At 42.0% G+C, this 14,270-nt stretch carries 14 protein-coding genes and 1 tRNA gene; 14 read left to right on the forward strand and 1 reads right to left on the reverse strand.

The genetic code is table 11. From position 1 onward, the window contains the following. Positions 1 to 139 precede the first annotated feature (139 nt). Positions 140 to 237: transfer RNA gene (locus tag JCM12296_RS03645), tRNA-Sec, on the reverse strand. A 63-nt stretch (positions 238 to 300) separates the two neighbouring features. Between JCM12296_RS03645 and JCM12296_RS03650 the strand changes: the two genes are divergently transcribed. The 14 genes from JCM12296_RS03650 to JCM12296_RS03695 all read left to right on the forward strand — a co-directional run bounded on the left by JCM12296_RS03650 (position 301) and on the right by JCM12296_RS03695 (position 13,910). Continuing rightward, a complete protein-coding gene (locus JCM12296_RS03650) occupies positions 301 to 765 on the forward strand; it encodes a phosphatidylglycerophosphatase A family protein (protein ID WP_054689981.1) in 465 nt (154 codons plus the stop codon). 43 nt (positions 766 to 808) lie between these two features. Then, complete coding sequence (lepB, locus tag JCM12296_RS03655; RefSeq protein WP_246803954.1) at positions 809 to 1,447, forward strand: signal peptidase I; 639 nt, start codon at positions 809 to 811, stop codon at positions 1,445 to 1,447. A gap of 29 nt (positions 1,448 to 1,476) precedes the next feature. Next, positions 1,477 to 1,875: a response regulator gene (locus JCM12296_RS48830; RefSeq protein ID WP_306303941.1), complete on the forward strand. Its 399-nt coding sequence runs from the start codon at positions 1,477 to 1,479 to the stop codon at positions 1,873 to 1,875. After that, positions 1,836 to 2,867: a sigma-54 interaction domain-containing protein gene (locus tag JCM12296_RS03660; protein WP_306303942.1), complete on the forward strand. Its 1,032-nt coding sequence runs from the start codon at positions 1,836 to 1,838 to the stop codon at positions 2,865 to 2,867. The genes JCM12296_RS48830 and JCM12296_RS03660 overlap by 40 nt, the downstream gene beginning before the upstream one ends. A 417-nt stretch (positions 2,868 to 3,284) precedes the next feature. Continuing rightward, a complete protein-coding gene (locus JCM12296_RS48835) occupies positions 3,285 to 3,728 on the forward strand; it encodes a type II secretion system protein (RefSeq protein WP_083455791.1) in 444 nt (147 codons plus the stop codon). A gap of 108 nt (positions 3,729 to 3,836) precedes the next feature. Continuing rightward, positions 3,837 to 5,948: a tetratricopeptide repeat protein gene (locus JCM12296_RS03670; protein WP_054689987.1), complete on the forward strand. Its 2,112-nt coding sequence runs from the start codon at positions 3,837 to 3,839 to the stop codon at positions 5,946 to 5,948. 87 nt (positions 5,949 to 6,035) lie between these two features. After that, positions 6,036 to 7,304, forward strand: a complete 1,269-nt coding sequence (locus tag JCM12296_RS03675; protein WP_083455792.1) for a vitamin K epoxide reductase/DsbA family protein — start codon at positions 6,036 to 6,038, stop codon at positions 7,302 to 7,304. A gap of 60 nt (positions 7,305 to 7,364) precedes the next feature. Next, the gene (locus tag JCM12296_RS03680; protein ID WP_172683759.1) at positions 7,365 to 9,038 is read left to right on the forward strand and encodes an ArnT family glycosyltransferase; all 1,674 of its coding nucleotides are present in this window, start codon (positions 7,365 to 7,367) and stop codon (positions 9,036 to 9,038) included. Between the two features lie 42 nt (positions 9,039 to 9,080). Beyond that, a complete protein-coding gene (locus JCM12296_RS43375; RefSeq protein WP_246803955.1) occupies positions 9,081 to 9,488 on the forward strand; it encodes a glycosyltransferase family 2 protein in 408 nt (135 codons plus the stop codon). Next, positions 9,485 to 9,982 carry a hypothetical protein gene (locus JCM12296_RS43380; protein ID WP_246803956.1) on the forward strand — a complete coding sequence of 166 codons (498 nt, stop codon included), beginning with the start codon at positions 9,485 to 9,487 and terminating at the stop codon, positions 9,980 to 9,982. Before JCM12296_RS43375 ends, JCM12296_RS43380 begins: the two co-directional genes overlap by 4 nt. Positions 9,983 to 10,067: 85 nt before the next feature. Further along, positions 10,068 to 10,679, forward strand: a complete 612-nt coding sequence (locus JCM12296_RS35845; protein ID WP_083455793.1) for an acyltransferase — start codon at positions 10,068 to 10,070, stop codon at positions 10,677 to 10,679. 516 nt (positions 10,680 to 11,195) lie between these two features. After that, positions 11,196 to 11,819, forward strand: coding sequence for a hypothetical protein (locus tag JCM12296_RS41315; RefSeq protein ID WP_218187955.1), 624 nt, complete (start codon positions 11,196 to 11,198; stop codon positions 11,817 to 11,819). Next, positions 11,797 to 12,111 carry a hypothetical protein gene (locus JCM12296_RS41320; protein WP_218187956.1) on the forward strand — a complete coding sequence of 105 codons (315 nt, stop codon included), beginning with the start codon at positions 11,797 to 11,799 and terminating at the stop codon, positions 12,109 to 12,111. Before JCM12296_RS41315 ends, JCM12296_RS41320 begins: the two co-directional genes overlap by 23 nt. 905 nt (positions 12,112 to 13,016) lie before the next feature. Continuing rightward, positions 13,017 to 13,910: a lipopolysaccharide biosynthesis protein gene (locus JCM12296_RS03695; protein ID WP_157067353.1), complete on the forward strand. Its 894-nt coding sequence runs from the start codon at positions 13,017 to 13,019 to the stop codon at positions 13,908 to 13,910. The last annotated feature ends 360 nt before the right edge of the window (positions 13,911 to 14,270 follow it).

The raw sequence follows: 14,270 nt of genomic DNA on the forward strand, positions 1-14,270 counted from the left end.
TTATCGTATTGGCTGGAAAACGGGAGAGAATTGTATTACATATACTCGTTTAAAAAGAGAAAACCAAGAAAGGAACCTTGTCGATGTTACCCTATTGTGGCATTATTTTGAAATCAACTTTTTGATTTGGTTGATAATTTGGCGGAAGTGCATGGGAATCGAACCCACCCGGGACGGTATTAGCGCCCCACACCGGATTTGAAGTCCGGGAGCCTCACCAGTAAGCTGCGCACTTCCGTTAAATTGGCTCTTTTATGAAGGCGATTCTATTTTTTGTCAATGTTTTTATGATTGAGAAAAATGAATAGATTCTGGAAAAATTTAATAGTCTTTTTAGCCACAGGTGGTTTGATTGGCTTCGCACCTATTGCGCCCGGAACGTTTGGCTCTCTTGCCGCATTGCCTTTGTGCCTATTGCTTGCTCATGTGGACTACCCGGTGGCCATCCTTACTATTGTTCTGCTGATTGCCGTCTCTATCTGGATTTCACACCTTGCGGAAAAAATTATCGGGGAAAATGACCCTAAACAGGTGGTTATTGATGAAATTTGCGGCATGGCTGTTGCTTTATGTGGGATTCCGTTTACCCCCGTAAACGTATTTGGTGGGTTTCTATTGTTTCGAATTTTTGATATAAAAAAACCTTTTCCAATTCGATGGGTTGACAGAAAAATTCCTGGTGGAATGGGGATCATGATGGATGATATCATTGCTGGCGCGATTACAAATATCTTGATGCAAGGGGCAATTTTAATGCTAACTTGATAGTTTCTGTTACTAAATTAAATCTGAAAGGTTGATCCCGATTTTGAAAAAAAATGAAGACGTGGATGCGGCTCCTAAAAAAAAGGGAGCCTTGCGTGAAAATATCGAGGCGATTGTTGTTGCGGTCATTCTAGCCTTATTCATCCGTACTTTTGTCGTTCAAGCTTTTAAGATCCCTTCCGGATCAATGAAAGATACCTTATTGATAGGTGACCATATTCTAGTCAATAAATTCATTTATGGTATCAAGGCCCCGTTTATCGGGAAAACGCTTATTCCCATTGAAAACCCAAAGCGTGGGGATATTATCGTATTTAAATTCCCTGAAGATCCCAGCAAAGATTTTATCAAACGCGTTATCGGCGTCCCCGGAGACGTTGTGGCGATAAGAAATAAAAAACTTTTTGTTAACGGCGTTCAGAATCACAATCCGCATGCTATTTTTAAAGATCCCAAAGTCTACCCGGCTCAATTGCAAAATCGGGATAACTTTGGTCCGATCAAAGTCCCCCCAGGAAAACTTTTTGTTATGGGTGATAATCGTGACTATTCGTATGACAGCCGTTTCTGGGGATTTGTGGACATCGTTGCTGTGAGAGGGAAAGCTTTCATTATTTACTGGTCTTGGGATAAGGAAGATTTTGGTGTTCGCTGGGGGCGTTTGGGGCACCTTCTTGAATGATCTGTCAATCCGTTTCTCTGGAGTACCTGATGCCTGAACGACCTTACCGGATTCTTGTGGTCGATGATGAGTTGAGCATGCGCGAGTTGCTTGAATTTATGCTCGAAAAGCAAGGATACACCGTTATCTGTGCGGCCAACGGAAAAGAAGCTATTTCAAAAATTGAGACTGAAGGATATGACCTTTTGCTTTGTGATATCCGTTTGGGGGACCTGACGGGTTTGGAAGTCCTGAAAGCATCAAAAAAGAAAAATCCGCATGTCACGGTAATCATGATTTCAGCTTTTGCGACAACTGAGACCGCTGTCGAGGCCATGAATCAGGCGCCTTTGATTATGTTCCCAAACCCTTCGAGAACAAGGAACTGCTTCAGACCATTGCTAACGCATTGGAACGTAAGACCCTGGAAAAAGAAAAACATGCCTTAGACAATGAGCTGAAGGAAAGTATCCATTTTGGAAAAATCGTGGGAAACAGCCCACGCATGCTTCATATTTACGAAATGATCCGGCAGGTTGCCCGAACAAAGACAAGCGTCATGATTACGGGCGAAAGTGGCACTGGAAAGGAGCTGATTGCTAAGGCCATTCACGAGCAGAGCGACCGTGCAAATGCGCCTTTTGTGACCATCAATTGTGGTGGCATTCCAGAAAATCTCCTGGAAAGCGAGTTTTTTGGCCATCGTAAAGGTGCTTTTACCGGAGCAACCGCGGATAAACAGGGATTGATGGAAATTGCCCATAAAGGGACCCTGTTTCTTGATGAAGTTGCCGAATTAAGTATTTCCATGCAGGTCAAATTGTTACGAGCCGTTCAGGAACGGATTTTCAGGCCTGTGGGCGGAACACGGGACATTTCTGTGGATATTCGAATCGTCTCCGCCACAAATAAAAAATTAGAGGATGAAGTCATCGCCGGCAATTTTCGTGAAGATCTGTTTTATCGATTGAATGTCATCGAAATTAAAATCCCGCCTCTAAGGGAACGAAAAGGAGATCTACTATCCCTGGCGCAGCATTTTCTAGAAAAGTATTCCCGCGAATTGGGCAAGCAGGTTACTAAATTTTCATCTTATGCCATTGACCTTTTAAAGAAATATGATTTTCCTGGAAATATCCGTGAATTGGAGAATCTCATAGAAAGGAGTGTCGCCTTATCAAACACGAATATTCTGCTGCCGGACAGCCTTGCCATGTCGATCCACAAGAAACGCTGGATTGAAGGTGTTCGTAACCGGCGATTCGATATTGATGAGGTTGCCCAAGGTGTTTCCTTGGATGCCATACTTGAGGAAATTGAACGGGCCTATATCGAAAAGGCCATGGCATGCGCTCAAGGAAATAAAAATAAGGCCGCGGAATTGCTTGGTCTCAGCCTTCGTTCTTTCCGGTACAGGATTGACAAACTCAGTGTTAATTAAATAAGGTATCAAAACAGCCTTGCGAATCGACGGATAACATCTCAACTGCATCTCAACGCTCTTCATTACGTTCCTTTTCATAAAAAAACTAAATATTTCGAACACGGGTGCGATAAGGCTATCCAGACGTACTTTTATTGAACAGCCAGTTCCCCGAATTCGATCATGACAATTTACGGCACATCCTAACAAAAATTGACCCGAGGGAGAGTGATAGCCTGTAATTTTCTCTCCCTGGATGATCTCCAATAAAGAAAAAACAAAACAAAACAGATAATTAAAAAAATAGAGGACAGCTGTTAAGATTGGTACAATAGATGCTAAATAGCTAACAAACGAAAAAAGGAGGGAAGAAGTTCTAAGGCGTTTTGATTAACCGGTTTGTTTTACCAACATTCATTCTAGGAGGGTTTTTTAATGCTTAGTAAAATGAGAAAGATGGACAACAAAGGCTTCACCCTGATCGAATTGATGATCGTTATTGCCATCATCGGTATCCTGGCGGCCATTGCCATTCCCAACTTCATTGCTTATCGTAACAAGAGTTTCTGCTCGGCGGCCGAAAGCGATGCCGGCGGAATCGCAGCCGCTATCGCCGATTATTTCGCCATCCCCACCCACGTCAATACACCAATGATTAGCGATCTTTCCTATAATTTTACCAGGGAGGGCTTGGGTACTGCCAATCATGGAGCCATTGCGGGTGGCGACCCCAACGAAAACATCACCATCACGGTAGTGGATGGAAGCGCTAGATGCCCTGACGATTACATGACAGCCCAGGCGTTCAGCGGCACTGATAAACGAGATGGCTGGGATGCGACCAACAATATGTATTACAAATTTATCTCCCTGCAATAACCTCTCAAAGGCCTGCTAATCCTGCTGCAGATTCGATAAAAACAACACAACAGAAGGGGGAACGTCGTTCCCCTTTCTATCTTTATTTTTCCTTCGTTGAATGCATTCATGAGCAACCGCGATGATAGATTCAAACTGACACCACCACTCTGCTCTCTGATTCTTTTGTGGTTTGTATTGGTTGTCTATTCCAACACGTTCGACGCCTCCTGGCACATGGACGATATCCCCAATATCGTCAATAACCGGCCGCTGCATATCGACAACCTCATGCCCCGGACCCTCTGGCAGGCCTTTTTCGCCAAACCCGGTCATTCCGGTACCTATTACCGACCCATTCCCTGTTTGACATTTGCCTTGAACTGGTACTTCGGCCAAAATAACCCGTGGGGATACCATCTGGTCAATATCGTCATTCACGGACTGACAGCAATTGTCATTTACCTGGTTGTCCTGCAATTGTTTCAGACTCCCGCCCTGGTATGTCGTTATGAACACCATACTTTCCAAAGTGTGGCTTTGCTTTGTGCTCTGCTCTGGGCCGTGCATCCCCTGCAAACCCAAGCCGTAACTTATATCGTCCAGCGAATGGCGCAATTGGCGGCCCTTTTCTATTTGACAGGCATGCTGTGGTATGTGAAGGGGCGCTTGAGCCGGACCCAAAAAGAGCGCTGGCTTTATTTGGCCGGCTGTGGATTTTGCGGTGTCTTGGGTGTGATGTCCAAGGAAAATGCAGCCATGCTACCGGTGTCATTGATGCTGGTGGAAGTCTGCTTTTTTCAGCAGGGCCCATTGAAGATAAAGACACGCTATCTGGTTTTGGCAACCTGCGGCGTCGCTTCGCTGGTCTATATACTGGGCATCTATCTGTTTATGGGTGGAGATTATCTATTTTTCCTGAAAGGCTATTCAACCCGTTCCTACACGCCATTGCAGCGTCTTTTTACCGAGGCCCGGATCCTTTGGCTTTACCTCTCCCAATTGGCACTCCCTCTGCCCGGACGGCTTTCCATTGAGCACGATGTCGTGGTTTCGACCTCGCTGTTTTCACCTTGGACCACACTGCCGGCAGCCATGGGCATCGTAGCAATGATCGGGGCGGCTTTGGCCGGTATCAGAAAATTTCCTGCGGTTGCCTTTGGGGTTCTTTTCTTTTTCTTGAACCATCTGGTGGAATCCTCTGTTATCGGGTTGGAGCTAACATTCGAACATCGTAACTATCTTCCGGATGTTTTCCTTTTTCTACCCCTTGCAATAGGAATCCAGAGTTGGCTGGCAAGGATTCAATCACGAGGGCATAAATCCAGATTGACTGCGGCCAAGGCTTTGGTCGCCCTTGTCGTTTTGAGTCTTGGAACCGGCACTTATATCCGAAACAGGACGTGGCAGACCAATGATACGCTGTGGCTGGACGCCCTGACCAAAGCGCCCAACAGCGCCAGAGCCTTGAATACCCTGGCCATTCGTCTGGCATGGGCACCGCATGCCACTGCCCAACAGATGAACAAGGCAATCGAATTGTTTCAGCGTTCATTATCCGGTAACAAATCACGCACCTTGGTGGATGCGGATATTTACGGCAATATTGCCAATGTTTACAGTAAAAAAGGTGAATATATCAAAGCGATGGGCTATTTTGATAAAGCCATCGATGCAGATCCTGGCAATCTGAAGGTCAGGGCCGATAAAGCCTTCTGTATGATCAAGATGGGAGCATATACGCAAGCATATGAAATAACTCGACACCTGATCGAAAAAGCGCCTGACCGTTTCCGCTATCTCAATACGGCCGGCTTTATTTTGCTGTGGCTGGAATCCCCTCAAGATGCATTGGTTTTCTTACAAAAAGCATTGCGCATTGCTCCTTACGAATCCAAAGTGCTGCTAAATATCGGAGCAGCGATGAAAATGCTGGGCCATTACTCTCAGGCCGACTGGTTTTTCAAGAGGGCGATTCAACGCGACCACAATAATGTCTGGCCCTATCTCTTTCTCATTGAGAATCAGATTGAAGCCGGAAACCGTTCAATGGCCTTGGGTTACCTGATAAGAACCATCAATGCGTTTTCCGTCGATGCTGTCGATAATGCCTTCAAAACGCAGAAGGAAATCCTTCCGCCTTTTTCACGCCACGTGATCGAATCGGCTATACGGGATTTAAAACGGATTGAAAACCGTATTCATCAAGATGCGGTACCTTTGTTAAACCAGCAGCCATGATAGGGTATTCTCCAATGCGGCTTCTAATTCCCCCACTACTCATTCCAAAAAATCAAGAGACAAATCGCTAATGTTTTGGTACATCGCATGGCACTAAATCAATACCGCGCAATCAACGATCAATCGTCATCCAGAGAAGATATTATGGGCAAGAGCTTTTCAACGAATTGGTCAGAACTGACGTTGGGCGACCGCAGTAAAGCAAACCGGCTACCTTATAGCGTCTATTATTGTTTAGTGGTCGGTTTAGCGCTGATCGGGTTGCTTGACGCGATCTATCTTTCGATTTCCCACTATCGTGTCTATACGGATACGGCATATCAAAGCTTTTGTGCCATTTCCAAGGCCGTCAACTGTGATACGGTTTCCCAGAGCCCTTATTCAACATTGATTGGAGTCCCGGTGCCAGTTTGGGGAGTACTGGGCTATGCTTGTTTTATCATAATCGGTTTCTTCGCCGGTCAAAAACAGGCTGAACACAAGAGGTTGTGGGCTTCTTTGCAGATTATCGCTGTTTTGTTTTGTCTTTATAGCATCGTCCTGGCGCTGATCTCCACCTACTGGATCCACAGTTACTGCATCATGTGTGTCGTTTCCTATGGCGTAAACCTCGGCCTGCTTTTTTCGGTATGGATCATTCGGCGACGTTTTGATTCAACTTCCTGGATGATTGCCATAATAGCCGATTGGCACTATCTAACCAGAAATAGAATGCGGTTTGCGCTTGCGGTGGTTATGCCAATCGTAGTGGCGGCCATGGTAATTCTATGGTTTCCGGAATATTGGGAGTTGGTGCCTGCCCATGAAACGAATCAGGTCGAAAAGGGGATTGATGAGGCTGGTCATCCATATTTCGGCTCAACGGAAGCTGAGGTCACCATCACCGAATTCGCCGACTACCAGTGTTTTCAATGCCGCAAGATGCACTACTTTCTGCGCCGGTTGATCGAGCAGTATCCAGACAGAGCGAGGCTGATCCACCGGCACTTTCCCATGGACTACACAGTCAACCCCGGACTTAAGACAAACCTTCATGTAGGATCGGGTAAGATGGCGCTGCTGGCAATTTATGCTTCAGCCAAGGATAAATTCTGGCTGATGAACGATCTGCTTTTCGGCATGGCAGCCAGCAAAAAGAATTTCAATTTGCAGCAGGTTGCCGAAAAGACCGGCATCGATCAGAGGGAATTGGTTTGGGCATTAGAAAATAAACAGGTATATCAACGTCTTGCCATGGATTTAAAAAAGGGTGGTGAATTGGGATTGGAGGGAACGCCGGGATTTTTGATTGAAGGGAACGTTTATCAGGGCAACATCCCCTCTGAGGTGCTGCAGCGTATTTTTAACATAAAATGAGATTCGAACAGTTTTATGCGCTGGAACAGAAAAACCACAATATGCATTCTGGTATTGTTCTTGATCGTCATCATCAGTGCCATTTTCCTGATGGGGTCTGTGCCGCCGGTCAGTCGTGACGCGTTGACGCATCACCTTGCGGTTCCGAAAATTTGGATCGAGAAAGGCATTTTTACGGAGTTGCCGGGCATCCCGTTCTCTTATTACCCCATGAATCTTGATCTGCTATATATGGTTCCCTTATATTGGGGAAACGACATTGTTCCCAAATATATCCATTTCTCCTTTGCCCTGTTAACGGCCCTGCTGATCTATACCCATGTAAAACGGCGCGTGGATCGAGTATATGGATTGCTGGGTGCCCTCTTTTTTCTCTCGATCCCCGTAATAGTCAAATTGTCTACGGCGGTATACGTCGATTTGGGCCTGATTTTCTTTTCGGCAAGCGCCCTGTTCGCCTTGATCTGTTGGGTCGAAGACGGTTGCAGGATTCGATACTTGCTCTTGTCGGCCCTGTCCTGTGGACTTGCCATGGGGACCAAATATAACGGTTTGATCGTTTTTCTTCTTTTATCCTGCTTTGTGCCAGTATTGTATGTAAGAAGGGCGAACGATGAGGCATTAAATGGAACGCAACCCGTCAACCAGTTCAAGGCGTTGGGTTTTGGCATCGTGTTTGCTATCGGTTCTCTTTTGGTGTTTTCGCCGTGGATGATAAAGAACTTGTACATGACGGGAAACCCGATTTATCCATTATACAAAAATGTTTTTTCCAACGCTACCGAAACACAAGAAAAGTATGTGGCTGAGACTGAAGGGGGCGAGGCGTCTGAAAAAGAAAAGAAGCGGAATGCCAATAGCGGTTGGACTCATTTTTCTGTTCGGAAAGCTGTCTATGGAGAGCCTTTATGGCAAATCGTCCTGATTCCCATTCGCGTATTTTTTGAAGGCGTCGATGACAATCCCAAACATTTTGACGGTCGATTAAATCCATTTCTACTGATTTTACCATTGCTACTGATATGGGCCGGCAAAAAACAAGGCAACGGCCGCCGGTTTGAATCCAAAATCTTGTCACTATTTGCCATTGCCTATCTGTTGTTCGTGTTTTTCAAAATCGATATGCGCATTCGCTGGATCGGTCCCATCATACCTCCCCTGGTGGTTCTTTGCATGTATTCCCTTGCCAACCTGCGACGTTTGGGAGAATCATACGCAGTAAAATGGAAGGCATCACTTCTTATGGGATTTGCGAGAGTATTTGTTATTGCCATGCTCGCTTGGAATGCGCAGTATGTCCACGCACTTTACCGAAAAATCGATCCTGAGCCTTATATTGCCGGAGAAGTTTCCCGTGAAGACTATATTACACGGTTCCGGCCGGAGTATGAACTTATTCGATATATTAACAGCCAACTCCACGAAAATTCAATTATTCTTTGCTTATTTATCGGCGACCGTATTTACTATTTTGACCGACAGATTTATTGGGATCCCAAAATTTTATCCAAAGCGGTGAACGACGCCGATTCCATTGATCAAATTGGTGCAAATCTAAGCAATTTGGGGATAACGCATTTATTAGTACGCTTCGATCTGACGCAATCCTGGATCAAAAGGACTTTCGACCATGAGAATGAAGCGCTTTTAAGAACCTATTTCCAAAGACGTGCAACTCAAATCGGCAAGCATGGTGGCTATGGATTGTTTGCATTGAACGCAACGAAAAAGTGAGATCAACGGAATCGATAAAAAGGTTTTATGATGGAAAAGATAGTGTCCCCCGAAGTCAGCCTCATTATTCCCGTGTATAATGAGGCCGATAGTATTGGATCTCTCCTGCTTGAAATAAAGGAAAGATATCCTGGATTCGAATTGATTGTCGTTGACGATGGTTCCACCGACGATACGGTGCAAGTGGCAGATAAAGCGGGTGCAACCGTTTTTTCCCACCCTTACAATATAGGAAATGGAGCTGCCGTGAAAACAGGGATTCGCATGGCAAAAGGCGATATTCTCGTATTCATGGACGGCGATGGTCAGCATCGTCCCGGAGATATTGGAAGAATGCTTGAATTGTTTCCAAAATACGATATGGTCGTTGGGGCGCGAACAAGGGGGGGCAGGCCACTTTTGGCCGTGCGATCGGCAATCAAATTTATAACTGGCTGGCTTCCTATGTGACCAAATTTACGGTCAGGGATCTGACGTCAGGATTCAGGGCCGTCAAAGCACCTATTGCCAAAAGCTATATTTATCTTTTACCCAATACATATTCATATCCGACGACCATTACGTTGGGTGTCCTTAGAGATGGTCAAAGCGTAAAATATTTACCGATTGAGGCATCCAAACGCAAATCCGGAAAAAGCAGTATCCGAATTTTCAAAGATGGTGTCCGCTTTTTAATGATCATCATTCGTATTTGTACATTGTATTCTCCACTGAGAATATTTCTGCCTGTCAGCTTTACGATGTTTTTGTTGGGATGTGTGCGCTATTTTTACTCCTTTATGACTGAAGGTCGATTCACAAATATGAGTGCTCTTCTTTATATTTCTTCAATTATTATTTTTATGATGGGACTTGTATCGGAGCAGGTTTGTCAGATGCGATTTGAAAGAAGAGTCCCTAACAAAAGAGTTAAAAAACATCAATCTGATGATAAAAAGAACTAACTCGGTGCATTCTTCAGTGCAGATTAAGAAATGATTTTTTGGAAACTCATTTCTAAGACAATTATGCAGGATTAGAGGTCTAACGATGAACCCATTTGACCAGGGGTACTACGATGAACATGAACTTAAGAACGCAGGATTTAAATCAATTGGTCAGAATGTCAAAATTGCTAAAAATTGCACGATTATCGGTCTGCAGAATATTTCAATAGGCAATAATGTTCGAATTGACGATTATTGCTCAATTCTTGCCGACAATAATGGTTGGTGTCGTATTGGTTCATTTATTCATATTGGCGCATACAGCTTTTTGTCTGCTGGTGATGGAATTCAAATGGAAGACTTTAGTGGACTTTCACAGGGTGTAAGGATATATAGTAAAAGTGATGATTATAGTGGTAACTACCTTACCAATCCAACAGTACCAGAAAAATATAGTGGGGTGAAAAAAGGTATGGTGCGAATAGGCCGCCATGTCATTATTGGATCCGGCGCAGTGATTTTACCGAACATCTCCATAGGCGAAGGTTCCTCTGTGGGTGCGCTTTCCCTCGTTGCAACTAGCATAGCGCCTTGGTGTATTTATGCCGGTTGTCCAGCTAAATGGATAAAAAGTAGGTCTAAACAATTATTAGCGCTTGAAGCTAAATTGATTCAAGAAGTCACTAATAATGATAATAAATATGGGGTAGGATGAAACAATTGCAATTAATTAAACCTCGGGCTTTGCCCGAGCGACCCGAAAAAGTTCGGACCGTTCCGGCGAGCCTTTAAACAATGCAATGGCTCTTATGCATCGACCGTCCAATGCTGAATGATAAGATCCCTTCGGCCCGCCATCCGACAAAAATATCTCGCAGAGCCGCAGAGAGGAACAACCCATTGTGTGGGCTTTCGCCCAAAAGACCAAAAACGGATCCGTGCCGCAGCCCTTTATTTGATTTTCTTCTCAGAAATCAAATAATCTCTGCGTCTTTGTGTCCTCGAGCGAAGCGGGCGAGAGAAAGCATGGTTTTCAGCCCCCTTCGAGGGGGCTTCATCAAACCACCCGCTCTGCGGGTGGTCGGTGATTGTATTTTCAGTATATTTACAAATAAAAAGTAATAGTATTTGCTCGTTATTTTGGTTAACGATCGCCTATACTATAAATGTATATAGTTCTGTATTAAACGGATTGTCAAATTTTTTAAATGGTTTTGTCGAGGAATAATTTGTGAATATTAGAAGGGCAATTAACAACCTGATAATGAGTTATAATAGTATTAAAAAGCATCAGCGTAATTTAGAAATACAAACGTTATTGATTGGTAAACTTTTTGTGAACTATTTAAAAATAATAGATAATATTGATTCATTGAGCGATGTTGAATTTAAGGTTTTTTCTCAGTTTGGTGATGATGGTATTATTCAATGGCTAATAAATAAATTACAGATTCCAAATGAGACATTTATTGAATTTGGAGTTGAGGATTATCAAGAATCAAATACAAGATTCCTTTTAATGAATAACAACTGGTCCGGGCTTGTTATTGATTCTTCAAATAGTAATATCCAACGGATAAAGAAATCCGAATATTTTTGGAAACATGAGCTTACTGCGATAAATGATTTTATTACTGCGGAGAACATAAATGAATTAATTGCATCCGTAAAATTTAATGCTGATATCGGTATTCTTCATATTGATTTAGATGGAAATGATTATTGGATATGGAGAGCAATTAATACAATAAATCCAATTGTCGTAATCTTAGAATACAATAGTCTTTTTGGAATAGATCGGAAAATCACTATTCCATACGAAAAAAAAATTTGTGAGAGAAAAAGCGCATTTTAGTAATTTGTATTTTGGATCTTCATTGAGTGCTTTATACGATTTATCAAGACAAAAAGGGTATTCTTTTATCGGTTGCAATAGCGCTGGAAATAATGCTTATTTCATTCGTGATGAAATGTTAAATGAATATGTTAAGCCAATTTCACTGGAGAAAGGTTTCGTAGCCTCAAAAGTAAGGGAGTGCAGAGATAAAAATGGAAAACTAAGCTATTTAAGCGGAAATGATCGATTGTTAAAAATTAAAGGACTGCCTGTTTACAATATTGATACAAAAAGAATTGAAAAAATATAATTATTATAACAAAGGTAACCCCCCGCTTTGCCGGGGGACTCATAAAGTTTGACAATTCCGGGATTGAACGAAAGCCTTCAGTCATGTGAACCGTTCAAATTTTTTCAGACAAGAGGCTTTATGAGTAATTCTATTTGGTACCCCCCCTCCAATTTTGTAGGGAGAATCACCACAGATAGGCACAAGTGTATGTGTATCAACAGTCGACCGTAACGGTATCAAACACCAACAACAGGAAGGCCGGCGGATTCGGATTGACCAACTGAAGCTGTTTATGTAGATCCTATACCGCCTTCAGGCGGTTAATGGTCTAAAATACCGCTTTGAGCGGTTCACAATTCAATCCTCCGGCTTTGCCGGAGGTTCGTGACTAAAAAGTAACAGGATAAATAACACGTAATCAAATATTTATATGAAAAATATTTTGACTATTTTAAATAATCATTTCAACGCCCATTTATCAGGACAATCAAGAAGCAAAATAAGATCTTATAGGGTCAATTTTAACGTAATTTTGTCGTTCCTTTTTAAAGGTTTCAGTATAAGTATATATTTTATAATGGTTCCGATAACTTTAGACTACTTAGACGCTAATAAGTATGGAATATGGTTGACAATAAATTCAATAATTGCTTGGGTCGGATTTTTTGATATTGGCATAGGAAACGGTTTGCGCAATAAATTATCTGAAGCATTAGCAAATGATGATTTAGAACTTTCAAAGACTTATATAAGTACTACCTATTTTATTCTTTTTATAATTATAACAAGCGTCTCAGTTGTGTTTTTTACAGTCGACTTTTTTTTTTGATTGGGTAAGCCTATTAAGCATTAGTAATGAGGATGCAAAAGAGATCCAAACTGTTATAAGAATTATATTTGTTCTTTTCTCTATAAGATTTATATTGAATGTTATAGAAATAGTCTTAGCAGCAAAACAAGTGCCTGCTTTAAATAATTTATTTAATCTTTCATCAAATATTGTAGCACTGGTTGCAATCTTTATATTAACGAAAATGACTAAAGGAAATCTAATTTATTTAAGTATTGCTTATTGTAGCGCACCAATTCTCATATTGTCACTTTCGTCATATTTTCTTTATTCTGGAAGATTGTCGAAAATCAAACCTGAATTTGGACTTATTGACTTCAAAAAGATAAAATCTTTAGCAAGGATAGGGGGTCAATTTTTTATTATTCAAGTTGCATATTTAGTAATTTTTTCAACGGACAACTTAATAATTATAAAAATATTAGGACCCGTTGATGTAACATCTTACAATCTTGCCTTAAGATATTTTAGTCTTCCTATTGTATTGTTTACTATTGTTGTTACTCCTTTTTGGTCAGCTTGTACTGAAGCATATATTATTCAAGATTATGAATGGATAAAAAAATCTATAAAGAAACTCCTCGTTTTCTGGAGCCTATTATTTATTTTAATTATTTGCTTATTGATAAACTCTAATCGATTTTATCAGTTTTGGGTCGGAGAAAGAATTCAAATATATTATCTTTTATCAATGATTATGGCACTATATGCGATACTTAGTACTTGGAATAATCTTTTTGTTTATTTTATAAACGGAATAGGAAAAATTAGACTGCAGGTGATCATCAGTATCATAGGAATGGTTTTGAATATACCTCTCTCAATCTATCTTGCTAAATACCAAAATTTAGGAAATGTCGGTGTAATTTTAGGAACTTGTATATGCTTGTGTTTCGGTTCAATTCTTTTTCCATTACAAAGCATTAAAATTCTAAATCATAACGATTCCGGCATTTGGCAAAAATGAATAGTATAACACCGATTTTCGCGTAACAGCAACGATATAAACCCCATCCACACCTATATATAAGGAGTCTCTCTCTACTACCTGAGAAGAGAGAATAAAAGTCAACTTACGCTACCATCAGAGATAAACCCCATGTATCCCTTCTTGAAAATAGGCAGGTAGAATAACCTGCCATCTGGCTTTTCCAGACAATCATCCCCAATCGACATATATAGTCAGGTGGTGAGCAGCCCAAACAGCAGGAACGCCGCATGCCTTGTATCCTTTCCCCCCTTTGGGGGGGATAAAAGGGGGGGCATGTGCTATTGATCCGGTACCCATTTATTTTTTCAAATAAAAACGGAGAATAGCCATGCCCCA

The sequence above is a fragment of the Desulfosarcina cetonica JCM 12296 genome (genome assembly GCF_001311845.1).
GTDB lineage: Bacteria > Desulfobacterota > Desulfobacteria > Desulfobacterales > Desulfosarcinaceae > Desulfosarcina > Desulfosarcina cetonica.